Annotated in this window: 19 protein-coding genes; 7 read left to right on the top strand and 12 right to left on the bottom strand. The window is 61.2% G+C overall.

The window, feature by feature from the left end; all coding sequences use genetic code 11:
- The first annotated feature begins 59 nt into the window (after window positions 1-59).
- The 7 genes from nusA (at window position 60) to L9B60_RS07530 (ending at window position 8,920) form a co-directional block, all read left to right on the top strand.
- On the top strand, window positions 60-1,541 hold the full coding sequence (gene nusA / locus L9B60_RS07560; protein WP_249677741.1) for a transcription termination factor NusA: 1,482 nt from the start codon (window positions 60-62) through the stop codon (window positions 1,539-1,541).
- Window positions 1,542-1,568: 27 nt separating this feature from the next.
- Window positions 1,569-4,085, top strand: coding sequence for a translation initiation factor IF-2 (gene infB / locus L9B60_RS07555; RefSeq protein ID WP_249677739.1), 2,517 nt, complete (start codon window positions 1,569-1,571; stop codon window positions 4,083-4,085).
- 111 nt (window positions 4,086-4,196) lie between these two features.
- A complete protein-coding gene (rbfA, locus tag L9B60_RS07550) occupies window positions 4,197-4,598 on the top strand; it encodes a 30S ribosome-binding factor RbfA (RefSeq protein ID WP_249677736.1) in 402 nt (133 codons plus the stop codon).
- Between the two features lie 3 nt (window positions 4,599-4,601).
- Window positions 4,602-5,519 carry a tRNA pseudouridine(55) synthase TruB gene (gene truB / locus L9B60_RS07545; RefSeq protein WP_249677733.1) on the top strand — a complete coding sequence of 306 codons (918 nt, stop codon included), beginning with the start codon at window positions 4,602-4,604 and terminating at the stop codon, window positions 5,517-5,519.
- Window positions 5,520-5,665: 146 nt separating this feature from the next.
- Window positions 5,666-5,935: a 30S ribosomal protein S15 gene (gene rpsO / locus L9B60_RS07540; RefSeq protein ID WP_043190760.1), complete on the top strand. Its 270-nt coding sequence runs from the start codon at window positions 5,666-5,668 to the stop codon at window positions 5,933-5,935.
- Window positions 5,936-6,187: 252 nt separating this feature from the next.
- Window positions 6,188-8,293 (top strand): polyribonucleotide nucleotidyltransferase, encoded by a 2,106-nt coding sequence (gene pnp / locus L9B60_RS07535; protein WP_249677731.1) that lies wholly within the window; start codon window positions 6,188-6,190, stop codon window positions 8,291-8,293.
- A 273-nt stretch (window positions 8,294-8,566) separates the two neighbouring features.
- A complete protein-coding gene (locus tag L9B60_RS07530; RefSeq protein ID WP_249677730.1) occupies window positions 8,567-8,920 on the top strand; it encodes a BON domain-containing protein in 354 nt (117 codons plus the stop codon).
- 167 nt (window positions 8,921-9,087) lie between these two features.
- On the opposite strand, the gene L9B60_RS07525 is transcribed toward L9B60_RS07530, so the two are convergent.
- From L9B60_RS07525 to L9B60_RS07470, 12 genes are all read right to left on the bottom strand, one after another.
- Window positions 9,088-9,387, bottom strand: a complete 300-nt coding sequence (locus L9B60_RS07525; RefSeq protein WP_249677729.1) for a DUF2845 domain-containing protein — start codon at window positions 9,385-9,387, stop codon at window positions 9,088-9,090.
- Window positions 9,387-12,359, bottom strand: coding sequence for a DUF748 domain-containing protein (locus L9B60_RS07520; RefSeq protein ID WP_438866128.1), 2,973 nt, complete (start codon window positions 12,357-12,359; stop codon window positions 9,387-9,389). The genes L9B60_RS07525 and L9B60_RS07520 overlap by 1 nt, the downstream gene beginning before the upstream one ends.
- A gap of 123 nt (window positions 12,360-12,482) precedes the next feature.
- Window positions 12,483-13,499, bottom strand: coding sequence for a class I SAM-dependent rRNA methyltransferase (locus L9B60_RS07515; RefSeq protein ID WP_249677725.1), 1,017 nt, complete (start codon window positions 13,497-13,499; stop codon window positions 12,483-12,485).
- 60 nt (window positions 13,500-13,559) lie between these two features.
- Entirely contained in the window at window positions 13,560-14,738 is a 1,179-nt protein-coding gene (locus L9B60_RS07510; RefSeq protein ID WP_249677724.1) for an acetyl-CoA C-acetyltransferase, read from the bottom strand.
- Between the two features lie 107 nt (window positions 14,739-14,845).
- Window positions 14,846-15,721, bottom strand: coding sequence for an oxygenase MpaB family protein (locus L9B60_RS07505; RefSeq protein ID WP_249677722.1), 876 nt, complete (start codon window positions 15,719-15,721; stop codon window positions 14,846-14,848).
- Window positions 15,722-15,741: 20 nt separating this feature from the next.
- Window positions 15,742-17,679: an acetate--CoA ligase gene (gene acs / locus L9B60_RS07500; protein ID WP_249677719.1), complete on the bottom strand. Its 1,938-nt coding sequence runs from the start codon at window positions 17,677-17,679 to the stop codon at window positions 15,742-15,744.
- Window positions 17,680-17,865: 186 nt separating this feature from the next.
- On the bottom strand, window positions 17,866-19,530 hold the full coding sequence (gene pgi / locus L9B60_RS07495) for a glucose-6-phosphate isomerase (protein ID WP_249677717.1): 1,665 nt from the start codon (window positions 19,528-19,530) through the stop codon (window positions 17,866-17,868).
- Between the two features lie 250 nt (window positions 19,531-19,780).
- Window positions 19,781-20,641, bottom strand: coding sequence for a pantoate--beta-alanine ligase (panC, locus tag L9B60_RS07490; protein ID WP_249677715.1), 861 nt, complete (start codon window positions 20,639-20,641; stop codon window positions 19,781-19,783).
- Window positions 20,638-21,438 (bottom strand): 3-methyl-2-oxobutanoate hydroxymethyltransferase, encoded by an 801-nt coding sequence (panB, locus tag L9B60_RS07485; RefSeq protein ID WP_249677713.1) that lies wholly within the window; start codon window positions 21,436-21,438, stop codon window positions 20,638-20,640. Before panB ends, panC begins: the two co-directional genes overlap by 4 nt.
- Window positions 21,439-21,679: 241 nt before the next feature.
- Window positions 21,680-22,156, bottom strand: coding sequence for a 2-amino-4-hydroxy-6-hydroxymethyldihydropteridine diphosphokinase (folK, locus tag L9B60_RS07480; protein WP_249677711.1), 477 nt, complete (start codon window positions 22,154-22,156; stop codon window positions 21,680-21,682).
- A gap of 2 nt (window positions 22,157-22,158) precedes the next feature.
- Entirely contained in the window at window positions 22,159-23,553 is a 1,395-nt protein-coding gene (locus tag L9B60_RS07475; RefSeq protein WP_249677709.1) for a polynucleotide adenylyltransferase PcnB, read from the bottom strand.
- A 711-nt stretch (window positions 23,554-24,264) separates the two neighbouring features.
- Complete coding sequence (locus tag L9B60_RS07470) at window positions 24,265-25,704, bottom strand: sigma-54-dependent transcriptional regulator (RefSeq protein WP_249677708.1); 1,440 nt, start codon at window positions 25,702-25,704, stop codon at window positions 24,265-24,267.
- Window positions 25,705-25,709 lie beyond the last annotated feature (5 nt).

Genomic DNA, 25,709 nt, shown 5'->3' with positions numbered 1-25,709 from the left:
GACGTGCCAGATACTGCGGATCCCGCGGATCCAGTGGCTTGCGAAAGGCGAGGCGTACGATGAGCAAAGAAGTACTGCTGGTTGTTGAGTCGGTATCCAATGAAAAGGGTGTACCGGCAGGCGTAATTTTTGAAGCGCTTGAAATAGCGCTCGCGACTGCGACCAAAAAGCGTTTTGAAGACGAAGTCGACCTGCGTGTGGAAATCAACCGTCACACCGGTGGCTACGAAACCTTCCGCCGTTGGGCTGTGGTTGAAGACGAAGACCTGGACGACCCGGCCATCGAGTTGGCCGTCGACCAGGCCCAGGCTAAAAAGCCAGGCGCCGTGGCCGGTGACGTGATCGAAGAGAAGATCGACTCCATCGAGTTCGGTCGTATCGCTGCGCAGACCGCCAAACAGGTGATCGTGCAGAAGGTTCGCGAAGCCGAACGTGCCCAAGTGGTAGATGCCTACCGCGAGCGCCTGGGTGAAATCATTTCCGGTACCGTTAAAAAGGTTACCCGGGACAACGTCATCGTGGACCTCGGCAACAACGCCGAAGCCCTGTTGGCCCGCGAGGACATCATTTCTCGCGAAACTTTCCGAGTGGGTGTACGTGTTCGTGCACTGCTCAAGGAAATCCGCACCGAGAACCGCGGTCCGCAGCTGATTCTGTCGCGTACAGCGCCAGAGATGCTGATCGAACTGTTCCGCATCGAAGTGCCGGAAATCGCTGAAGGCCTGATCGAAGTCATGGCCGCGTCCCGCGACCCGGGTTCGCGCGCCAAGATTGCGGTTCGCTCCAAGGACAAACGCATCGACCCCCAGGGTGCTTGCATTGGTATGCGCGGTTCGCGCGTCCAGGCAGTTTCCGGGGAGTTGGGCGGTGAGCGTGTCGACATCGTTCTTTGGGACGATAACCCTGCGCAGTTCGTGATCAACGCGATGTCCCCGGCTGAAGTGGCGGCAATCATCGTTGATGAAGATGCCCATGCCATGGACATCGCCGTCGGTGCAGACAATCTGGCTCAGGCCATTGGTCGTGGAGGTCAGAACGTGCGTCTGGCCAGCCAGTTGACTGGCTGGACCTTGAACGTGATGACCGAATCGGACATCCAGGCTAAGCAACAGGCAGAGACCGGCGACATCCTGCGCAACTTCATCGACGAGCTGGAAGTCGACGAAGAACTGGCTCAGGTGCTGGTTGATGAAGGCTTCACCAGCCTGGAAGAGATTGCCTACGTACCGTTGGAAGAGATGCTCAACATCGACGGCTTTGACGAAGATATCGTCAACGAGCTCCGCGCTCGAGCCAAGGATCGTTTGTTGACCAAAGCCATCGCTACAGAGGAAAAGCTGGCAGACGCCCATCCGGCCGAAGACCTGCTCTCGCTTGAGGGTATGGACAAGGATTTGGCGATGGAACTGGCGGTGCGCGGCGTGATTACCCGCGAAGACCTGGCCGAGCAGTCAATAGACGATCTGCTCGACATCGACGGCATTGACGAAGATCGTGCCGGCAAGTTGATCATGGCCGCCCGAGCCCACTGGTTCGAGTAAGTAGGCGCGGCCTGAGGAGAGAAGTGCATGACGCAAGTCACGGTGAAAGAACTGGCCACAGAGGTCGCCGCACCGGTAGAGCGCCTGTTACAGCAGATGCGTGAGGCAGGTCTGCCACACACTGACGCCGGACAAGTTGTGACCGATAATGAGAAGCAGGCTCTGCTGGCTCATTTGAAAAGCAGCCACAAGGCTAAAGCGGAAGAACCGCGCAAGATTACCTTGCAGCGCAAGACCACCAGCACCTTGCGTGTTGCTGGCAGCAAGAGCATCAGCGTAGAAGTACGCAAGAAGAAAGTATTCGTTCAGCGCAGCCCGGAAGAAATCCAGGCCGAGCAGAAGCGCGAGCTCGAAGAGCGCCGTGCAGCCGAAAACGCAGTCCGTCAGAAGGCCGATGAAGAAGCACGCAAGCGTGCTGATGAAGAAGCCCGTCGTCAGCCGCAGTCGGGCACCGCTCCTGCGGCCGCCGCTCAAGCTCCGGCTGCCCCTGTGGCAGCGGTAGCCGCTGCCGAAGTCGAGCTGGGTGCCGTTGCGCCTGCGCCAGCTGCTGACCGCAAGAAAGAAGAACCTCGTCGCCCGGACAAGCCGCGCAACGAAGACGCACGTCGTGATGGCGATCGCAAGAACGCCCCGCACCGCGCGTCGGTCAAGGAAAAAGAGAAGGCCCCGGCCCCTCGTTCGGCTCCGCGTACCACCGACGAAGAAAGCGATGGCTTCCGTCGTGGCGGTCGTGGCAAGTCCAAGCTGAAAAAGCGCAACGCCCACGGTTTCCAGAGCCCAACCGGCCCTGTCGTGCGTGACGTGCAGATCGGCGAGACCATCACTGTCGGCGATCTGGCCGCGCAGATGTCGGTCAAGGCTGCCGAAGTCATCAAGTTCATGTTCAAGCTGGGTACCCCGGCCACCATCAACCAGGTACTGGATCAGGAAACTGCCCAACTGGTTGCTGAAGAACTGGGCCACAAAGTGACTCTGGTCAGCGACACGGCCCTGGAAGATTCCCTGGCCGAGTCCTTGAAGTTCGAAGGCGAGGCGTTCTCCCGTGCGCCAGTCGTGACCGTAATGGGCCACGTTGACCACGGTAAGACTTCCCTGCTCGACTACATCCGTCGTGCCAAGGTAGCTGCTGGCGAAGCCGGCGGTATCACCCAGCACATCGGCGCGTACCACGTTGAAACCGACCGTGGCATGGTGACGTTCCTCGATACCCCGGGCCACGCTGCGTTTACCGCAATGCGTGCTCGTGGTGCCAAGGCAACCGACATCGTGATCCTGGTGGTTGCAGCCGACGACGGCGTGATGCCGCAAACCATCGAAGCTGTTCAGCATGCCAAGGCTGCTGGCGTTCCGCTGGTGGTTGCAGTGAACAAGATCGACAAGCCGGGCGCTGATCTCGATCGCATCCGTAGCGAACTGTCGGTTCACGGCGTGACCAGCGAAGAGTGGGGCGGCGACACTCCATTCGTCCCGGTTTCGGCGAAGATGGGTACTGGCGTCGACGAGCTGCTGGAAGCCGTTCTGCTGCAGGCCGAGGTTCTGGAACTGAAGGCAACCCCTTCGGCACCTGGCCGTGGCGTGGTGGTTGAATCGCGTCTGGACAAGGGCCGTGGCCCAGTGGCCACCGTGCTGGTACAAGACGGTACGCTGCGTCAAGGCGACATGGTGCTGGTGGGTTCGAACTATGGCCGCGTTCGCGCCATGCTCGACGAGAACGGCAAGCCGATCAAGGAAGCAGGCCCGGCCATTCCGGTCGAGATCCTGGGCCTGGACGGTACGCCAGACGCTGGCGACGAGATGAGCGTGGTTGCCGACGAGAAGAAAGCCCGTGAAGTGGCTCTGTTCCGTCAAGGCAAGTTCCGCGAAGTCAAGCTGGCCCGTGCTCACGCCGGCAAGCTGGAAAACATCTTCGAGAACATGGGCCAGGAAGAGAAGAAGACGCTTAACATCGTCCTCAAATCTGACGTACGTGGCTCGTTGGAAGCTTTGCAAGGCGCTCTGAACGGCCTGGGCAACGACGAAGTGCAAGTGCGCGTGGTCGGTGGCGGTGTCGGTGGTATCACCGAATCCGACGCCAACCTGGCACTGGCCTCCAATGCAGTACTGTTCGGCTTCAACGTGCGTGCCGATGCTGGCGCGCGCAAGATCGTCGAGCAGGAAGGTCTGGATATGCGTTACTACAACGTGATCTACGACATCATTGAAGACGTCAAGAAAGCCCTGACCGGTATGCTCGGCAGCGACGTTCGCGAGAACATCCTGGGCATCGCCGAAGTACGCGACGTGTTCCGTTCGCCGAAGTTTGGTGCGATCGCAGGTTGCATGGTGCTTGAAGGTGTTGTTCACCGTAACCGTCCAATCCGTGTACTGCGTGAAGACATCGTTATCTTCGAAGGCGAGCTGGAATCCCTGCGCCGCTTCAAGGATGACGCTTCCGAAGTACGTGCCGGCATGGAATGCGGTATCGGCGTGAAGAGCTACAACGACGTGAAAGTCGGTGACAAGATCGAAGTCTTCGAGAAGGTCCAAGTGGCTCGTACGCTTTAACACGCGAGCTTGAGGGGTGCGCCCGGCCAAAACCGCCGCACCCTAAACGCAACGCCCGGTCAGGCTCAAGCTTGACCGGGCGTTTGCCGCTTCAGTTACAGGTAATAAATCATGGCAAAAGAATACAGCCGTACCCAGCGCATCGGCGACCAGATGCAACGCGAGCTGGCGCAACTCATTCGTCGTGAAGTGAAAGACCCCCGCGTGGGCCTGGTCACTATCACCGCCGTCGACGTCAGCCGCGACGTGGGCCATGCCAAGGTGTACATCACCGTCATGGGCCAGGACACTGCCGAAGACATCAAGCAAAGCATCAAGGTGCTCAACTCTGCTGCAGGCTTCTTGCGCATGCAGTTGGGCAAGGAAATGAAGCTGCGCAGCGTGCCGCAATTGCACTTCCATTACGATGAAAGCGTGACCCGCGGTGCTCATCTGTCGGCCCTGATCGAGCGTGCCGTGGCCGAAGATACCCAGCACCAGGATGACACCAGCGCTCCTGACACCAAGGAGTAAGCCGTGGCTCAGGTCAAGCGTATCCGTCGCGATGTCAGTGGCATTATCCTGCTGGACAAGCCGTTGGGGTTTACTTCCAACGCCGCCTTGCAAAAAGTGCGCTGGTTGCTTAACGCCGAGAAGGCCGGGCATACCGGCAGCCTCGACCCCCTGGCCAGCGGCGTGTTGCCGTTGTGCTTTGGCGAGGCCACCAAGTTCTCGCAATACCTGCTCGATTCCGACAAGGGTTACGAGACGGTGATGCAGATGGGCCAGACCACCACCACGGCCGACGCCGAGGGTGAGGTTTTGCAAACCCGTGAAGTGACCGTTGGTCGCGCTGATATCGAAGCGGCATTGCCCGGTTTTCGTGGGCAAATCAGCCAGATACCGCCGATGTACTCGGCGCTCAAGCGTGATGGCCAGCCACTTTACAAGCTGGCACGTGCAGGTGAAGTAGTGGAGCGCGAACCGCGTTCTGTTACTATTCACCGGTTGGAGTTGCTGGCTTGTGAAGAGACCCGCGCGCGGCTGACCGTAGGTTGCTCGAAAGGCACCTATATCCGCACCCTGGTCGAAGACATTGGTGAGCAATTGGGCTGTGGTGCCTACGTCGCGGAACTGCGCCGTACCCACGCCGGGCCCTTTACCCTCGCGCAGACCGTGACGCTCGAAGAGCTGGAGCGGGTGCATGCCGAAGGTGGCAACGAGGCGGTGGACCAGTTCCTGATGCCGTCCGACAGTGGCCTGCTTGACTGGCCGCTGCTGCATTTCTCCGAGGCCAGCGCTTTCTACTGGCTCAACGGGCAGCCAGTAAGAGCCCCGGACGCGCCGAAATTCGGCATGGTACGGGTGCAAGATCACAATGGTCGCTTCATCGGTATCGGTGAAGTGAGCGAAGACGGGCGCATTGCGCCACGTCGTTTGATTCGGTCGGAATGACCGATCCCGGTTGCCGCGCGGTTTTGCGCGGTGGCTGGTCGAGGACGGCTGTTAACAGGCACGGTCGCACCTCCTATTATTAATACAGGGTATTACCCTGGCCTGTTGGAAACCGCTCGCGGTTTCCCTAGTACTGGAGATGCCTCATGGCTCTTAGCGTTGAAGACAAAGCTCAAATCGTTGCCGACTACCAGCAAGCCGTTGGTGATACTGGTTCGCCAGAAGTGCAAGTTGCACTGCTGACCCACAACATCAACAAGCTGCAAGGTCACTTCAAGGCCAACGGCAAAGACCACCACTCCCGTCGTGGCCTGATCCGTATGGTTAACCAGCGTCGTAAGCTGCTGGACTACCTGAAGGGCAAAGACGTTACTCGCTACAGCGCCCTGATCGGTCGCCTGGGCCTGCGTCGCTAATAGCGGCCCGGCCAGTGGTGTGCGCGGTGTGTTGCCTGCGCAGGTTTCGACGCCTGGCGTCGGGGCTTGTGAATATGCCGCGCGTGTCTATGAGGTTGGTTGGTTGTGCTGCATCGGTGCTTTTGCATTGATGCGGGGCAGCCTTCCAGCCTCAAGTTTTATCTGGACTGCCAAAAGGGGCCGATTCCCCTTGCTGCCCAAGAATTCGCAAGAAACCAGTTCCCCCAGAGCCACTAAAGAAGGTAGGAAACCGTGAACCCGGTCATCAAGAAGTTTCAATTCGGTCAGTCGACCGTTACCCTCGAAACGGGCCGCATCGCCCGCCAAGCCTCCGGCGCCGTATTGGTTACCGTCGATAACGACGTCACCGTATTGGTTACCGTTGTAGGCGCCAAGCAAGCTGATCCAGGCAAGGGCTTCTTCCCTCTGTCTGTGCACTACCAGGAAAAAACCTACGCTGCCGGCAAGATCCCTGGTGGTTTCTTCAAGCGCGAAGGCCGTCCTTCCGAGAAAGAAACCCTGACCTCGCGTTTGATCGATCGCCCGATCCGCCCGCTGTTTCCTGAAGGCTTCATGAACGAAGTGCAGGTTGTCTGCACCGTCGTTTCCACCAGCAAGAAAACCGATCCGGACATCGCTGCGATGATCGGTACTTCGGCTGCCCTGGCGATCTCCGGCATTCCTTTCGAAGGCCCGATCGGCGCTGCGCGCGTTGCTTTCCACGAAAGCACCGGCTACCTGCTGAACCCAACCTACGAGCAACTGGCTGCCTCGAGCCTGGACATGGTCGTTGCCGGTACCTCCGACGCCGTGCTGATGGTTGAATCGGAAGCCAAAGAGCTGACCGAAGACCAGATGCTGGGCGCCGTGCTGTTTGCCCACGACGAGTTCCAGGTGGTGATCAACGCCGTCAAGGAACTGGCCGCCGAAGCCGCCAAGCCAACCTGGAACTGGGTTGCCAAGGCTGAGAACACCCCACTGCTGAGCGCCATCCGTGGTGAATTCGGTGCTGCGGTTTCCGATGCCTACACCATCACCGTCAAGGCTGATCGTTACGCCAAGCTGGGTGAGTTGCGCGACCAGGTCATCGCCAAGTTCTCCGGTGAAGAAGGCCAGCCTTCTGCCGGCGAAGTGAAAGAAATCTTCGGCGAAATCGAATACCGCACCGTTCGCGAAAACATCGTCAACGGCAAGCCACGTATCGACGGCCGCGACACCAAGACCGTGCGCCCGCTGAACATCGAAGTCGGTGTTCTGCCAAAAACCCACGGTTCGGCCCTGTTCACCCGTGGCGAAACCCAGGCCCTGGTTGTTGCAACCCTGGGTACTGCGCGTGACGCACAGCTGCTGGACACCCTGGAAGGCGAGAAAAAAGACCCCTTCATGCTGCACTACAACTTCCCTCCGTTCTCGGTGGGCGAGTGTGGTCGCATGGGCGGTGCTGGCCGTCGCGAAATCGGTCACGGCCGTCTGGCCCGTCGTTCGGTCCAGGCCATGCTGCCTGCCGCCGACGTGTTCCCGTACACCATCCGCGTGGTATCGGAAATCACCGAGTCCAACGGTTCGAGCTCCATGGCTTCGGTCTGCGGTGCCTCCCTGGCACTGATGGACGCTGGTGTGCCGATGAAGGCGCCGGTTGCCGGTATCGCCATGGGCCTGGTTAAAGAAGGCGAGAAGTTCGCCATCCTGACCGACATCCTGGGTGACGAAGACCACCTGGGCGACATGGACTTCAAGGTGGCCGGTACTGCCAAGGGCGTTACCGCCCTGCAGATGGACATCAAGATCAACGGCATCACCGAAGAGATCATGGAAATCGCCCTGGGCCAAGCCCTGGAAGCGCGCCTGAACATCCTCGGCCAGATGAACCAGATCATTGGTCAGTCCCGTAGCGAACTGTCGGAAAACGCTCCGACCATGATCGCCATGAAGATCGACACCGACAAGATCCGTGACGTCATCGGTAAAGGCGGCGCCACCATCCGCGCTATCTGTGAAGAAACCAAGGCTTCGATCGACATCGAAGACGACGGTTCGATCAAGATCTTCGGCGAAACCAAGGAAGCGGCAGAAGCAGCACGCCAGCGCGTCCTGGGTATTACCGCAGAAGCCGAGATCGGCAAGATCTACGTGGGCAAGGTTGAGCGCATCGTCGACTTCGGCGCATTCGTCAACATCCTGCCTGGCAAGGACGGCCTGGTTCACATCTCGATGCTGAGCGACGCTCGTGTCGAGAAAGTGACCGACATCCTCAAAGAAGGCCAGGAAGTGGAAGTGCTGGTACTGGACGTGGACAACCGCGGCCGTATCAAGCTGTCCATCAAGGACGTGGCTGCAGCAAAAGCTTCCGGCGTGTAACTAGCCGGCGGTAGAAAAAGGACCCTTCGGGGTCCTTTTTTTATGGCTGGCATTCAGCCGCCACTCAATTCTTTAGTGAACATGCAACTTGCACGCGGATTTGTGGGCGAGCATGCAATCTGCACGATTGGCAAAAAACCTGTTTTTTATAAGCTGTTGATTTATAACGTTTAATATTCTTTTCGAAGGTTGGCACAGCCCCTGCAATAGTTAACGTAACCCTGCTGCCAGGAACCCACGGCGCAGACTTTTCGAAAAACAGGAGTGTCTCGTATGAAGAAGTTCGCTATTGCTGCCGCTACTGCCACTGCTCTGACCCTGACCATGGCCAACGCAGCCTTCGCTGCCCAAGAAGCCTCCCAGGCTCCAATGGTCGTGGCTGCTGGTGAAATGACCAAAGCCAAGGAAACTACTTCCGACACCTGGATCACCACTAAAGTGAAATCCGACCTGGTGACCGAGAAAGGCATCCCAGGCACTGACATCAAGGTTGAGACCAACAAGGGTGTTGTTTCCCTGTCCTCGACTGTAGCCGTTACCGAAGCTCAGAAGACTACCGCGGTGAACATCACCAAGAAAATCAAAGGCGTTAAAGCCGTATCGGCTGATGGCCTGAAAGCTGAGTAAGTTTCATGCGAAGGCCGGATGGACCCGGCCGCTCAAAGCCCTGGCGTAAGCCGGGGCTTTTTTTATGCAGGTAGGAGCGGATTTATCCGCGAAGGCCGCGCAAGGTAGGTCTGAATTACTGCGGGGGCATCTTCGCGGATAAATCCGCTCCTACACAGTGACGCCGGTCAGTCGCCGCGCTTGCTATCGATCGTGATCAACCGCCCACCCTCAAAGCGCAAGTACTGGTACATGCCATTGTTGGGCCCATACACCCATTGTTCGATGGGCACCTGAGGCGGGCCGTAGTAGCCGCCCTGGCGGTAACCCATGAACGTGCGCGAAGCGGGTTCGCCACACTTGCGGGCGACCTCGCCCATGCTGTCCTCCACCGAGATCAAGGCACTGGCGCAGCGCAGCGTGGAGCTCGCCTGGGCGTTGCCCGTCATGGCCAGTAATACTAGGCCCAGGCATACAGCGGTTTTCATCAATCGGCGTCCAAATGCAGTGGGGTGATTACACGCCCATCACTTTCGGCCTGGCCAAGGTTGGCGTCAATCAGGAACACGCGGTCGTCCGGCAATTGGCCTTTGTCGACCATAAAGCCTTTGATCGCCGTGGCGCGATCCTGGCCCAAGGTGCGCAGCAACGGCGCGCTCTCGGCCCAGGATTTGATCACGCCCTGTTGCAGTTTGGCCGTGCGCTCTTTCTTGTCCAACTGCTCCCACTCAGCCGGTGGCTGGCCCTTCAGACGGGTACGGTAGATAGCCTCCAGCATGGCGGGCTTCTCATCTTCCGGCACGGTCAGCATCGAGGCTTGGGCCGGCACCTTGTCGCCGCGCCGCTGCAGGATTTTGTAGTAGTTGGCCTGGTATTCGCGATCCAACCGTTGCTGGGCAATCAACGGGCCGTCGCTGGTGGCCGCGCTGGTGCCTTCTACTTCCAGGTGCAAGGCCGGGCGTGCCTTGAGCGCTGCGGCCAGTTTGGTCAGGGAGGCCTGGGCATCGGCGCTCAGCTCGCTGGAGCCCGGCGCAAAGGCCACGTTACTCAGGTCGGCGGAGTCGCCGCCGCTGATCAGCCCACCCAGCAATTTGAACGGCGCGGCCGCCGCCTTGACGATCAGGTTACGCAGGGTTTGCCAGACGATGGGCATCACGCTGAACTGCGGGTTATTCAAATCGCCGGTCACCGGTAGCTCGATCGAAATCTTGCCGTCCGTGTCCTTGAGCAGGGCGATCGCCAGTTTCAGGGGCAGGTTCACCGCATCCGGGCTGTCGACCTTCTCGCCCAGTTGCAGTTGCTCGACCACCACTTTGTTTTCGGCCTTGAGTTGGCCCTTGGTGATCAGGTAGTGAAGGTCCAGGTTAAGCCGGCCCTTGCGGATGCGGTAGCCGGCGAACTTGCCGGAGTAGGGCGTGAGGGTGGTCAGCTCTACGCGCTTGAAGCTGGTGGCGATGTCCAGGCTGGCCATGGGGTCGAAAGGGTTCAGGCTGCCCTGGATGGTGACCGGGGCGTAGCGGTCGACCTTGCCTTTGATGTCCACCTTGGCCGGCTTTTGTTCGCGGCTGTCGATGGTGCCGATCTGCCCGTTGAGCTGTTGCACGGCAGTGGCAAAGTTGGGTGTCAGGCTGAAGTCGGCGAAGTTGGCCGAGCCATCGTTGATGTTCACCTGGCCAATATGGATGGCCATGGGTTTGTCGTTGCTGGCGGTTTTCGCCGCAGGCGCCGTTGGCGCGCCGGCAGGTTGGGCGATCAGCATGTCGTTGATGTTGGTGGTGCGGTCTTCGTTGATCATGAAGCGGGCATAGGGTTGCAGCAGGTTGACCTTGTCGATCGACAAGCTGTTGCCCAAGTCGAAGTTCACGCCTTCGAGCACCAACTGCTGCCATTTGACGAAGTCACGGGTCTTGAGGGTGTCCAGGGTGTGCAACTGGTCAACCTGAGCGCGGCCGGTCACGGTCAAGGCCAACGGCTCGGTGCTCTTGAGGTTGACGGCCAGGTCGCTGCCGAGCATGCCACTGCGCAGCTCCATGCGAATGAACGGGGTGATGTAGGACTGCGCCACCCGCAGGTCGATGTCTTGGGTGGTGACTTTCAGCTTGGCGCTGACCGGGTTCAGGTTGACCTCGCCACTGGCGCTGATCTTGCCCTGTTTGCCCAGGCCTGTGTCCAGTTTCAGGTTAAAAGGCGATTTGTTGAGGCTGTCGAAGTTTTGCAGGTCCAGGTTCAGCGGGCCCAGTTCCAGGGCGACGGGCTCTTTGGGCACGCGGTCGGCCAAGTGCACTTTGTAGTCGCGCAATTGCACGTCTTTAAGCAGTACCTGCCAGGGCTTGCTCGGTGCGCTGGGCACCGGCTGGGTTTCAGGCTTGGCATCGGCGGTGGCCGGCGCGTTTTTTTCCTGGGGGGCGGGCTTGGCGGGCTGGGCGAACAGTTTTTGCCAGTCCAGTTGCCCGTCAGCCTCGCGGGCGGCCCAGGTTTCCAGGTTCTGGCTGCGGATCTTGCCCACGGTGACCAATTGCTTGGCAAGGTCTAGCGAGGTGTCGCTGACGTCCAGGCGTTCCAGCTTGACCAGTGGGCGACCGTCCGGGGTGTTGATGGCGAACGGCGCGATACTGACGGCGACGTTGCTCAGGTTGAGTTCGGTTTCCTTGGACAGGTTGAGCTGGTAATCGGTGCTCAGGCTGAAGTTGCCGTCTTGCAAAGCCAGAGGCAACGCATCGCGTACATAAGGCCACCAGACCTTCATCTTGCCATCGGTGACCTTCAGCTTGCCCTCGGAGGTGATCGGCACCAGGCTGATCTTGCCGCTCCAGTCGATACGCCCGCCGGCGGGGCCGGCGGCCACCAGGGTCATGTCGGCGTTGTCGTCGGGCAGGGTACTGAGGTTGTTCAGCTCAAGGTTCATCGAGTTGTAGAGAAACTCGATGGGTTCGCTGGGGCGCATGTCCTTGAAGTGCAGGTAGCCTTCCACCAGCTTGATGCTGCCGATGCGCAACGGGAACGGCTTGCTCGGCGGCTCGTCCGGCTTGGCAGGCGTGCTGGGCGGCAGCTTGAACAGCTGCGCCAGGTTGAGGGTACCGTCCTTATTGAACAGCAACTCGGTGCGCGGCTTGTCCAGCTCCACGGCTTCCAGGTGCAGGGCGCGGGTCCACAGGCTGTCCAGTTGCAGGTTGGCGTACAGGCGCTCGAAGGCCACCTGCTCGGTTCCCGGTTCGCCCAGGCGCAAGCCCCACAGTGTCAGCTCCAGGCTGAAGGGGTTGAACTCCAGACGGTCCAGGTGCGCAGGTACGGTCGAGTAATTGGCCAATTGCTGGTTGGCGATACGTAGGCCAATGCCCGGCAATATCAGGAAACCGAGCAGGCTGTACACGGCGATTAGCGCCACGATGGCGGCGAGGGTGCGTTTCAATCCTTTGTGCATGTGCGGCTTCGTCTGTTCGAACGGAGGTGCTTGGAGTATGGCACGCCAAACTTGTTCCGAAGACAAAGCCGCAATGTGTGTAGGAAATTACATCAGGTTGTTTTTTTCGCGGATAGATTCGCTCCTGTAGAAGCGGATCTATCCGCCAAGCAAACGGCGCGACTACAACTGCAGAATCAAGGTCTTCAACGGCGGTTGCCCATCCATCGAGGGGAAATCTTGCGCCGGGGCCATCACCTGCCAGTCGCGCACCGGTCGCCCGGCCTTTTCGGCGCAGCGCAGCACCTGTTCGCGCCAGTCATCCAAGCTGACTTTCGCCAGGTTGTTGCAGCAGATCAACACGCCGTTGTCGGCGGTGCTCAGCAGGGCTGGCTTGAGCAGGCTCTGGTAATCGCGCAGCAAGTCCACGGTGCCGAAGGCGCTCTTGGCCCAAGCAGGCGGGTCGAGGAATACCAGGTCGAACTGGCGTTGTTCCAGGCGCGGGTAGCTGGGCAGTTTTTGCCCGCGGCGTTGGGTGATCGCTAGCCCAGCCAGTTGGCGAATGGCCGGGAAGTAATCGGACTGCACGAACTGCATGGGCGGCAGTTGCGGGTTCAGTACGCCGTTTTCCTTGCCCACCGCCAGGTTACCCTCGGCGAAATCCAGGTTGCAGACTTCGCTCGCGCCGCCAGCCGCCGCGCTCAAGCCAACGCCGCAGGTATAGGCGAACAGGTTGAGCACGCTTTTGCCCTGGCTGTGCTGCTTGACCCAGCCACGGGCGTTGCGCAGGTCCAGGAACAGCAACGGGTCTTGCCCGGCATGGCGGCCGCGCACTCGGTAGTTCAGGCCCCATTCGTGGCCCACCAAGTCTGCCAGGGCGGCATCAGCGGCCTGGTACGCCGTGTCTTGCCGGTCGATGCGTGAATTACCACGGGAGCGGTCGTTGTACACCAGCAACAGTTCCAGGCCCAGCTCGCGGTTAACCTGCTCGTGCACGGCCAACAGCTCGGCCGGCTCCAGGCTCTGGTGGAAGCTTTGCACCAGCAACTGCGGGCCGTAACGGTCGACGGTCAGGCCGCCGGCGCCTTCCTGGCTGCCATGGAACAGGCGATAACAGTCGGTGCCCTGCGCGTGCAGTTCACTGAGGAGGTCTTTACGGCAGTCGAGGGCGGCGCGCAGCGCCTGATTCAAAGGGGTCATGCACGGCGCCTTGTAAGGTAGCCGTGCAGTTTAACAGCCCGGATGGGGCAGGGTAATGGCCTAGCGCTCGATGGCCAGCGCGACGCCCTGACCACCACCGATGCACAGGGTGGCCAGGCCCTTCTTGGCATCACGCTTGATCATTTCGTGCAGCAGGGTGACCAGCACGCGGCAGCCCGACGCACCAATCGGGTGGCCAATGGCGATGGCGCCGCCGTTGACGTTGACCTTGCTGGCGTCCCAGTTCAGCTCCTTGCCCACCGACAGGGCCTGGGCAGCGAAGGCTTCGTTGGCTTCGATCAAGTCCAGTTGCTCGAAGGTCCAACCGGCCTTGTCCAGGCAACGGCGGGTGGCGCTGACCGGGCCGATGCCCATGATGGCTGGGTCTACGCCGGCATTGGCATAGGCCTTGATGCGGGCCAGCACTGGCAGGCCCAGCTGCTCGGCCTTGGCGGCGCTCATTAGGATCACGGCGGCGGCGCCATCGTTTAGCGACGAGGCGTTACCTGCGGTCACCGTGCCGTCTTTTTTGAAGGCTGGCTTGAGCTTGGCCAGGGACTCGGCGGTGGTGCCGGCACGCGGTTGCTCGTCGGTGGCGAAGGCAATGGGGTCGCCTTTGCGCTGCGGGATCAGGATGGGGGTGATTTCGTCGACGAAGCGCCCGGCTTCGATGGCTGCGCAGGCTTTTTGCTGGGAGGCGGCGGCAAAGGCGTCCTGGGCTTCACGGCTGATGCCGTACTTGTCTACCAGGTTCTCGGCAGTGATGCCCATGTGGTAGTCGTTGAAGGCGTCCCACAGGCCGTCGCTGATCATGGTGTCGACCAGGGTCGCGTGGCCCATGCGCAAGCCGGTGCGGGCGCCGGGCATCACGTAGTTGGACAGGCTCATGTTCTCCTGGCCACCGGCGATGATGACGTCGGCGTCGCCGCAGCGGATGGCCTGCGTGGCCAGGTGCAGGGCCTTGAGGCCCGAGCCGCAGACTTTGTTCAGGGTCATGGCGGGCACGGCATGGGGCAGGCCAGCCTTGATCGCGGCCTGGCGGGCGGGGTTTTGCCCGGCGCCTGCGGTGAGCACCTGGCCGAGGATGACTTCGTCGACCTGTGCGCCATCCAGGCCGGTCTGGGCCAGCAACTGGCGGATGACCGCCGCGCCCAGGTCCACGGCGGGAATATTCGCCAGGGCGCCCTGGAAGCTGCCCACGGCGGTGCGGGTGGCGGCAACGATGACTACGTCTTGCATGGCACAGGTCCTCACTTTTATTGGTTTACCGCAGCGTGCGCCGAGGTTTGTGATAGCGGGTCATGGTGTCACAGTCGCCACCTTGGTGCCATCGGCGAACCGGGCGGTCATATTTGGGCGATACCCATGCGCCGCCTGGCACGGTGCACCGAGCCGTCACGCACGGCCCAGCGCAGAATCGGCGCGGTGCTGCCCACGCCGCTGCGCACCAACTGGCGCTTGAGGCTGCCTTGTTTCAGCGCCAGCATCGCGCTGGCCCAATCGGGCAGCAGGTCGATGCCGGCCTGCATCATCAGCGCGCCAAAGGGTTTGGCCAAGCGGCTGGGCGCTGGCGCATCGAGCAACAGGCGGATCACTTCGTGGCTGCGTTCGTCGCACACAAGCTGTGGGCGAATACCTTGAAGGTAGTCGGCGATTTGCTGCCGTGACTTGGGCACATCGCGCGCGCCCAGCCGCTCTGCCACCAAGGCGATCTCGGCGTAGTAGCGGTCTTGGTCTGCGCCGCTCAGGTGCGGGTTGCGATAGCGCAGGTGCGAGGCCAGGAAGTGGCTGACCTCGGCCACGTGCACCCAGGTCAGCAGGTCCGGATCGCTGGCGGCGTAGGGCCGGCCATCGGCCGCGTTGCCGACGATATGCACATGGATGCCGCGCACTTTGTCGATCAGCCAGTTGGCGTCCTGGGTCGCGCCAAAGGTGGTGCCCGAGATGAACTGCCCGGTGCGGCGCAGGCGGCCGAGCATGTCACTGCGAAAGTTTGAATGGTCCCATACCCCGGCCAGGGCCAAGGGGTGCAGGGCCTGCAGCATCAAGGCGCTGATGCCGCCGACCAGCATGCTGGTGAAGTCGCCGTGCACCTGCCAGCAGATGGCATCGGGGCCGAACAGCCCGGGGTCGCCCTTGGGGTTTTCCAGGTCCAACTGGCCCAGGGACAGGCCGGTCAGGCTCAGCACTTGTGTTTCGATGCGGCGGCGAATGAATTCCATGGGTTACTTAGTGTGAAGGGTCATCGGTTGAGGCGCGTGTCGATCAAGCCTTGCACCACGCTGGGGTCGGCCAGGGTGGAGGTATCGCCCAGGCTGTCGAGTTCGTTGCAGGCGATCTTGCGCAGGATACGCCGCATGATCTTGCCCGAGCGGGTCTTGGGCAATGCCGGTGCCCATTGAATCAGTTCCGGCTTGGCAAAGCTGCCGATTTCCTTGCTGACCAACGCCAGCAACTCTTTGCGCAATGCGTCGTCAGCGGTGACGCCGTTCATGGGCGTGACAAAGGCATAGATGCCCTGGCCCTTGAGGTCGTGAGGGTAGCCGACCACGGCCGCCTCGGCGATGCGATCGTGCAGCACCAGTGCGCTTTCCACCTCGGCGGTGCCGATGCGGTGCCCGCTTACGTTGACCACGTCATCGATGCGCCCGGTTATCCACAGGTCGCCGTCTTCGTCGCGGCGCGCGCCATCGCCGGTGAAGTAGTAACCGGGGTAGGGCTTGAAGTAGGTGTCGACCATGCGCTGGGGGTCGCCGTACACGCTGCGGATCTGCCCCGGCCAACTGGCCTTGATGGCCAGGATGCCGCTGCCGGGGCCGTCCAGGCGTTGGCCTTTTTCATCCAGCAGCACCGGCTCCACGCCAAAGAACGGCTGGGTGGCGCAGCCGGGCTTGGTGCGCGGTGTGCCTGGCAACGCGGTGAGCATGATGGCGCCCGTCTCGGTTTGCCACCAGGTATCGACGATGGGGCAGCGCTCGTTGCCTACGGCGTGGAAGTACCATTCCCAAGCCTGCGGATTGATCGGTTCGCCCACGCTGCCGAGCAGGCGCAGGCTTTCGCGAGAGGTTTTTTCCAGTGGGCCGTGGCCTTCGCGCATCAAGGCGCGCAGGGCTGTGGGGGCGGTGTAGAAGATATTCACGTGGTGCTTGTCGATCACCTGCCAAAAGCGCGAGGCGTCCGGGTAATTGGGCACGCCCTCGTAAATCAAGGTGCTGGCGCCGTTGGCCAGCGGCCCGTAAACGATGTAGCTGTGGCCGGTGACCCAGCCAACGTCGGCCGTGCACCAGAAGACTTCACCGTCGCGGTAGTCGAACACATGCTTGAAGGTCATGGCGGCCTGCAGCAGGTAGCCGCCCGTGGTGTGCAGCACGCCCTTGGGTTTGCCGGTGCTGCCGGAGGTGTAGAGGATGAACAGCGGGTCTTCGGCGCCCATCGGTTCGGGCGGGCAGTGGTGGCTGACGCCGTGCACGGCCTCGTGGTACCAGATGTCACGGCCAGCCACCCAGTCCAGGGTGCCCTGGGTGCGCTCCACCACCACCACGGTGCTGACCGCCGGGCAACTCTGCAAGGCCTTGTCGACGTTGCTTTTGAGCGGTATGTATTTACCACCGCGCACGGCCTCGTCGGCGGTAATCACGGTGCGGCAATCGGCATCCAGGATGCGGTCGCGCAATGCGTCCGGGGAAAACCCGCCAAACACCACCGAGTGCACCGCGCCAATACGCGCGCAGGCCAGCATGGCGTAGGCTGCTTCCGGAATCATGGGCATGTAGATGCACACCCGGTCGCCCTTTTTCACCCCACGCTCTTTGAGCACGTTGGCCAAGCGGCAGACGTTGTGGTGAAGCTTTTTGTAGGTGATCTCCGCGGATTCGCTGGGGTTGTCACCCTCCCAGAGTATCGCGATCTGTTCGCCACGGGTTTTCAGGTGGCGGTCGATGCAGTTGTAGCTCACATTCAACTGCGCCCCTTCGAACCAGGCGGCCTTGCCCGTGCGCAGGTCGCAATCGCGCACCTTGCTCCAAGGCTTGCTCCAATCGACGAACGCCTTGGCCTGCTCGGCCCAGAACCTGTCGGGGTCATCAATGGATTGGCGGTACAGGCGCTGGTAGTCGGCGTCGTCCAGTTGCGCGTTGCGGCGCGTGGCATCGGCGATGGGGTAGGCACTGAGGTCGAACATGGCGGGGTCCTTGTTCTTGTGAGGGCACAATAACAAGGGTGGACCCGATAGGGCGGGTGAGCAAGGTTTACGAGGTGATGGGCAATCGGTAGGAGCGGATTTATCCGCGAAGATCACGCCACGGTAGGCCTGAATGACCGTGTTGTTCTTTTCGCGGATAAATCCGCTCCTACGGACGGCGGGCAATCAACCGCGATGGCGACCGCGGAAGTAGTTGATCAGCCCTTGGGTCGACGCGTCTTCCGCCGGCTCCTCGTTGCTGCCGGTCAGGCGATTGTAGACGCCTTTGCCCAGTTCCTTGCCCAGTTCCACGCCCCATTGGTCGAAGGCGTTGATGCCCCAGAGCACGCTTTGCACGAATACTTTGTGTTCGTACATTGCCACCAGCGCACCCAGGCGGCGGGGGCTGATGCGCTCTACTACCAGGGTGTTGCTCGGGCGGTTGCCCGGGATCACCTTGTGCGGGGCCAGTTTCTGGATTTCTTCTTCGCTCATGCCCTTGTCGCGCAGTTCGGCCTCGGCCTCGGCGCGGGTCTTGCCCAGCATCATCGCTTGGCTCTGGGACAGGCAGTTGGCGTACAGCCACTGGTGGTGGTCGGCCACCGGGTTGAAGCTAACCACCGGCACGATGAAGTCAGCCGGGATCAGTTGGGTGCCCTGGTGCAGCAACTGGTGGTAGGCGTGCTGGCCATTGCAGCCCACGCCACCCCAGATCACGGGGCCGGTGTCGGTGGTCACCGGGCTGCCGTCCTGGCGCACGCTCTTGCCGTTGGATTCCATGTCCAACTGCTGCAAGTGCTTGGTGATGTTGCGCAGGTAGTGGTCGTACGGCAGGATCGCGTGGCTTTTCGCGCCCCAGAAGTTACCGTGCCACACGCCCAGCAGGGCCAGCAACACTGGCATGTTGGACTCGAACGGTGCGGTCTGGAAGTGCTGGTCCATGGTGTAGGCGCCAGACAGCAGCTCCTTGAAGTTGGCCATGCCGATGGCCAGGGCGATCGGCAAGCCGATGGCCGACCACAGCGAGTAGCGGCCGCCTACCCAGTCCCACATCGGGAAGATGTTTTCTTCGCGAATGCCGAAGGCCACGGCTGCGGCGTTGTTGCTCGACACGGCGATGAAGTGGCGGTACAGCTCGGCTTCCGAGCCGCCTTGCGCCAAGTACCAGGCACGGGCGGCCTGGGCGTTCTTCAGGGTTTCGAGGGTACTGAAGGATTTGGACGAAACGATGAACAGCGTAGTTTCGGCGCGCAGCTTGCTCGACAGTTCGTGGAACTCACTGCCGTCGATGTTCGCCAGGTAGTGGCAACGCACGCCTTTCTGCGCATACGGCAGCAGCGCTTCGGACACCAGTTCCGGGCCGAGGAACGAGCCGCCGATGCCGATGTTGACCACGTCGGTGATCGGCTTTTCGGTGTAGCCGCGCCACAGGCCGTCGTGGATGCGCCCGACCAGCTCGGTGATCTGGTTCAGCACCTTGTGCACTTCCGGCATGATGTTGGTGCCGTTGACGTTGAGCTTGTCGCCTACCGGCCGGCGCAGGGCGGTGTGCAGCGCCGGGCGGCCTTCGGAGGCGTTGAGGATCTCGCCGGCGAACATCGACTTGATGGCGTCTTGCAGGCCCACCTCACCGGCCAGCTTGACCAGCAGGTCGCGGGTTTCGGCGTTGATCAGGTTTTTCGAATAGTCGAGAAACAGGCCGCAGGCGCTCAGGGAGAATTCGTTGAAGCGCGTGGGGTTGGCATTGAACGCTTCGCGCATGCTGAAATCCTGCATGGCTTTGCGGTGTTGGCTCAGCGCCTGCCAAGCGGGCAGGGCGGTCACGTCGTGAGGAGTGCGGTAATACGCCATCGCTGCAGGTTTCCTTTTACTTGAACTGCCTTTTGGACACTTGAGAGCCCGGCCAGGTTGCGTAAATTTTTTTTGGCCAGCTCAGGCATCAGCGGCACGCCCATGGGGGGCGGTCCGTTCACAGTAAACGCCCTTGGCGATTCTGTCTGCGCCTGGGCTCATCTTTGTCCGGTACTTTTTATAACATCGCGAATCGCTGGCAGTGTGCCCGAACCCTTGGGGCCGGGCAATACGGCGGCAGGCACCGGTTTCAGGCGTGTGCGTCGAGGTCCAGGTGCAGGTTGTCGATCAGGCGCGTGGTGCCGATGTAGGCGGCGGCCACGATCACCAGGTCGCGGTCCTCGGCCGTGACCTGGCGCAGGTTGATGGCGTGGCGAATTTCCAGGTAATCGGGCTTGAACCCGGCGGCTTCCTGTTGCGCGCGGGCCGTGGCAATCAGGGCGGGGTAGTCCCGATCGCCTGCGCGAATGGCCGCGGCGACCTGTGTAAGGCTGGCGTACAGTGCGGGGGCTGCGCTGCGTTGGTCTTGCGTGAGGTAACCATTGCGCGACGACAGGGCCAGGCCGTCTTCGGCGCGCGCGGTTGGCTCGCCGATGATCTGGATCGGCATGTTCAGGTCGCGCACCAGGGCGCGGATCACCGCCAGTTGCTGGTAATCCTTCTGGCCAAACACCGCCAGGTCCGGTTGGACCATGTTGAACAACTTGCTGACCACCGTGGCCACGCCTTCGAAATGCCCGGGGCGGCTGGCGCCACACAGGCCTTCGGACAGCTGCGGCACGCTGACGCGCGTCTGCACGGCCATGCCATCGGGGTAGATTTCTTCGACCGCAGGCGCGAACAGCAGGTTGCAACCCGCCTGGATCAGTTTTTCCTGGTCGGCGGCCAGGGTGCGTGGGTATTTATCCAGGTCTTCTGAGGGGCCGAACTGCATTGGGTTGACGAAAATGCTGGCAACCACGAAATCAGCCCGCTGCGCCGCCTTGGCCACCAAGGCCGCGTGGCCCGAGTGCAGGTTGCCCATGGTCGGCACAAGGCCAATACGTTTGCCTTCACTGCGGGCGCGGGCCACGGCAGCACGCAGTTCGCGTACGGTTTTTACAGTGTTCATGCGGTGAATCCGTGTTCGGGGCCTGGGAAACTGACGTCTTTGACTGCGCTGACATAGGCCTGCAGGGCGCTCTGGATGTCTGGCTGGCCGGTCATGAAGTTCTTCACGAACTTGGGCACGCGGCCGGTCAGGGACAGGCCGAGCATGTCGTGCAGTACCAAGACCTGGCCGTCGACATCACTGCCGGCGCCAATGCCGATGATGGGGATCTTGACCGCCTGGTGGATTTCGCTGGCCAGCTCGCTGGGTACGCACTCCAGCAGGATCATTGCCGCGCCAGCGGCTTCCAGGGCCATGGCGTCGGCGCGCATTTGCCGGGCCTGGGCTTCCTGGCGGCCTTGCACTTTGTAACCACCGAGGATATTCACCGTTTGCGGGGTCAGGCCCATGTGCGCGCACACCGGGATGCCGCGCTCGGCCAGCAGGCGGATCGATTCGGCCAGCCACGCCGCACCCTCGACCTTGACCATGTGGGCGCCGGCCTGCATCAGCATGGCGCTGTTGGCGAAGGTTTGTTCCAGGGTGGCGCAGCTCATGAAGGGCAAATCGGCGAGGATCAACGCGCCTTCGTTGCCGCGCTTGACGCTGGCCACGTGATAGGCCATTTCCGCCGTAGTGACGGGCAGGGTGCTGTCATGCCCCTGCAGGACCATGCCCAGCGAGTCGCCCACCAGCAGGACTTCCACGCCGGCCTGGCAGGCGGCCTGGGCGAACGTCGCGTCGTAGCAGGTCAACATGGTGATTTTCTCACCCTTGAGCTTGAGGCTCTGCAGGGTGGTCAAGGTGATTTCTGGCATGAAAAGCAATCCTCAGTCAGGCGCCGTGAATACTGCCGTGAAAGCAGATGGTTCAAGCACACCATCGTCTTTTGCGATGTTTGAATAACGACCTTTGGCAGCCCGAACACGCTGTTTCGGGGCGTCGACGGGCCATCGGACGCCTATAGTCGTGACGAGGGGGGAGGAAGTCAATTACCAGTGTTACCGCAATGTTACCCAGCGGCTGTTACGCACGTTACCAGCCCAGGCGGGCCGGGCGTTACAGGCGTTCGAGGCCTTCGAATGGGCACTGTGCCAGAAGCGCCGAAAGCGCCCTTTTATCGGCCAGCACCAAGTCTTGGGGGGCCACTTCGGCCAGGGGGTACAGTACGAAGGCGCGCAGGTGCATCTGATAGTGCGGCACCTTCAAGCGCGGCTGGTCGATCAACTGGTCGCCGAACAGCAGGATATCCAGGTCCAGCGTGCGCGGGCCCCAGCGCTCCTTGCGCTCGCGGCCCTGGTCGTTCTCGATCGCTTGCAGGGCGTCGAGCAGTTCCAATGGCGCAAGGCGGGTGTCCAAGGCGGCGACGGCGTTGGTGTAGCGGGGCTGGCCCGGCAACAGCGAGTCGCTGGTATAGAAGGACGATGCCTGTGCCAGCGCGGTGCCAGGCAACTGGGCCATGGCCTGCAAGGCACTGCGCAATTGCGCATCCGGTGCCGAGAGGTTGCTGCCCAGGCCGATATACACCCGTTCCATGCTTACTCGCCGAAGTCTTGCGAGTCACCAGCGCGTTTGCGCTTGGTGCCCGTGCGGCGACGTTTGCGCGGTGCACCGCTGTCATCGCCCTTGCTGCCCAGGTCGCGAATCATGTCGCGGCGCCCGCTTTCGTTGGCGTCCTGGTAGTCGGTCCACCATTCACCCAGGCCATCAGTGTCTTCGCCGGCGCTTTCACGCAGCAGCAAAAAGTCGTAGCCGGCACGGAACCGTGGGTTGTCCAGCAGCAGGTCGGCACGTTTGCCGCTGCGCCGTGGCAGGCGCTCCTGCATGTCCCAGATCTCGCGGATCGGGATGGTGAATCGCTTGGGAATGGCGATGCGCTGGCACTGTTCGGCGATCAGTTCGTGGGCGCCTTCCTGCATGGCCGGGATGGGCGGCATGCCACGTTCCTGCAAGCGCAAGACACGGGCGGGCAAAGCTGGCCACAACAGCGCGGCGAACAGGAAGGCCGGTGTGACCGGCTTGCCCTGCTTGATGCGCAGGTCGGTGTTGCGCAGCGCTTCGCTGATCAGCGTGTGGGTGTACGTGGGGCGGTGCTCCAACGCCAAGGCGCTGGCCGGAAACAATGGGTCGAACAGTTCCAGGTCCACCAGCATCTCGAAGGTGTCGGCGGCGTGGCCGGACAGGAACAGCTTGAGGGTTTCCTCGAACAGGCGTGCCGAGGGAATTTCACGCAGCAGCGGTGCCAGTTCGCGGATCGGCGCTGCGGTGTGTTTCTCGATGCCGAAGTCCAGCTTGGCGGCAAACCGTACGGCACGCAGCATGCGCACCGGGTCTTCCTGGTAGCGCTGGCGCGGGTCACCGATCAGGCGGATCAGGTGGTTGCGAATATCGTGCACGCCGTTGGCGTAATCAAGAATGCGCTCGCTGACCGGGTCGTAGTACAGGGCGTTGATGGTGAAGTCGCGGCGCTGGGCATCATCTTCCAGGGTGCCGTAGACGTTGTCGCGCAGGATGCGACCGGCCTCGTTGCGCGAGGACTGGTTGCTGTCTTCTTCTTCGTCATCCTGGGGATGGTTGGCGCGGAAGGTGGCGACTTCGATGATTTCGCGGCCGAAATGAATGTGCACCAGTTTGAAGCGACGACCGATGACCCGGGCATTGCGAAATTCGGCGCGCACCTGTTCAGGGGTGGCACTGGTGGCGACGTCGAAGTCCTTGGGGGTGATGTTGAGTAGCATGTCGCGCACGCACCCACCCACCAGGTAGGCCTGGTAGCCGGCGTTCTGCAGGCGTTCGACGATGCTCACCGCATGGCGGCTGAACTGGCTGCGTTGCAGCGAATGTTGCCCGCTATTAAGCACTTCTGGCGTGGTTCGCTGGTGTTGCGTTCGACGCACTGGAGGACGGAGAGACTGGAACAGCTTCTTCAGCATGGGATGCACTGTTTGAAGGAATGTTCGGCCATGAATGGAGAATGACCGCATGATGGGCGGGGATTCTAGCATTTAGTCGGGGGATGGTGTAGGAGGCTGCGACATCCGAGTACGGATGTGTCTGAAAAGCAGAAACTACAAGGGGAGCCGAAGCTCCCCAAGAAAGTAGTTTTGCGTGCTCTTTTTGTTTTTCTTTTCGGGCTTTTTGTTTTTGTTAACGCCCTGGTCTCAGGCCTGAACCTGGGACTGCCTCCCTAAACCGGGAGCCAAGAGCAAACGGATTGCTTTGATCGCTGTGCTGTCATGATCTTTCGATCCAATCAGTTCGGGCTCTGCTGTGATTGCAGTTTTTATTGTTCTCTGCCTGACTGTGGGGCAAGCCCCAAAAACAACGCTTCTCCAAAAGAATCAGTTAGCTGCGCCTCCGCCGTGTTGTTCTTGTTATGCGTGAGTCGATTCGTCTTATTTTTATTGTCTTGTTCAGTGCTTGTTATTGTTCTTGTACCAAACATATAGCAGGTGCCGTGCCAACTTTTGCAAACCCTTTTAAATCAGGGGGTTGGATGCTTTGATGGCAGGGTGCCAGACCGGCAAATGAGCAAATTCTGTTACCGCACACCCCGGTTTTTGTTACGTGTTGCAAAGGGGGGTAACAGTTTGTCACGCCCCCCTGTGACACCCGGTCTAGAGGGGGGTAGCAGCTGAAACGTATCAGCTTTCGCTGGCCACGCCCGACTTGCGCCGCGGGATGCCCAGGCGCTGTCGGCGTTCCCACAGGCACTTGCGGCTGACGCCCAATTTGCGGGCAAGCTCGGTTTCGGTCATGTGGTCCTGATGTTCCAGTACGAAGTGCTGGAAGTAGTCTTCCAGGGACAGGTCTTCGGTGGGCTCGTGGCTGGTACTGTTTGCGCCGTTCTGCTGCGGCGCCAAGCCAATGTACTCATCGTCGTCGACCAGGTCGCTCAATTCGATGTCGATGCCCAGCAGCTCGGCGGAAATTTCCGCGCTTTCGCTGAGAATCACCGAGCGCTCCACGGCGTTTTCCAGTTCACGCACGTTACCGGGCCAGGAGTAGTGGCGGATGGCCTGTTCGGCATCGGCGGCAAAACGCAGGTCGGTGCGCCCGACACGGGCGCTTTGGCGGGCCAGGAACGCCGTGGCGATTTCATTGACGTCGGCACCGCGCTCGCGCAAGGCTGGCAACTTCAGCGCGATCACGTGCAGGCGGTAATAAAGGTCTTCGCGGAACTGGCCGATCTTGGCCAGGCTCTTGAGGTCCCGGTGGGTGGCAGCGATCAGGCGCACGTCGACCTTTTGCGACTGCACCGAGCCTACCCGGCGGATCTCGCCTTCCTGCAGCACGCGCAACAACCGCGCCTGGGCTTCAAGCGGCAGTTCGCCGATTTCGTCCAGGAACAGCGTGCCGCCATCCGCCGCTTCGACCAGGCCTGCGCGGCCAGCGCTGGCGCCGGTGAACGCGCCTTTTTCGTGGCCGAACAGCTCGGACTCGATCAGGGATTCGGGGATGGCCGCGCAGTTCACCGAGATCATCGGCGCCTTGGCGCGCTTGGACAGGTTGTGCAGGGCCCGGGCCACCAGTTCTTTACCGGTACCCGACTCGCCCTGGATCAGTACGTTGGAGTCGGTGGGCGCGACCTTGCGGATCTTGCTGTACAAGTCCTGCATGGGCGGGCACGAGCCGATGATGCCGATCTCGCCATTGGCATTGCCCGGCAGCGCTTTGTCGGCACTGGCGGCCTTGCCATTGCCGCGTTCGACGGGTGAAGGCGCTGGGGCGTTGGCTCGATCACGCAGGATGCGGGCCACGGCCTGGAGCATCTCATCGTGATCGAATGGCTTGGCGATGTAATCCACCGCACCCATTTTCATCGAGTCCACCGCCGAGCGCAGGCTGGCATAGCTGGTCATGATCAGCACCGGCTTGCCTTGGCCCAGCTTGATCAGTTCGGTACCCGGTGCGCCAGGCAGGCGCAGGTCACTGACGATCAAGTCGAAGGTGGGGATGGAGAAGCGTTCCTGTGCCTCTTGCACAGAACCTGCTTCGCTGACCTGGTACTGATTCCGTTCAAGCAGGCGACGTAGGGCAGAACGAATAATGGTTTCGTCTTCGACGATTAGAATATGCGGCATTGATT

This window comes from Pseudomonas abieticivorans (assembly GCF_023509015.1).
GTDB lineage: Bacteria > Pseudomonadota > Gammaproteobacteria > Pseudomonadales > Pseudomonadaceae > Aquipseudomonas > Aquipseudomonas abieticivorans.
This window is presented reverse-complemented; position numbering and strand designations above follow the sequence as displayed.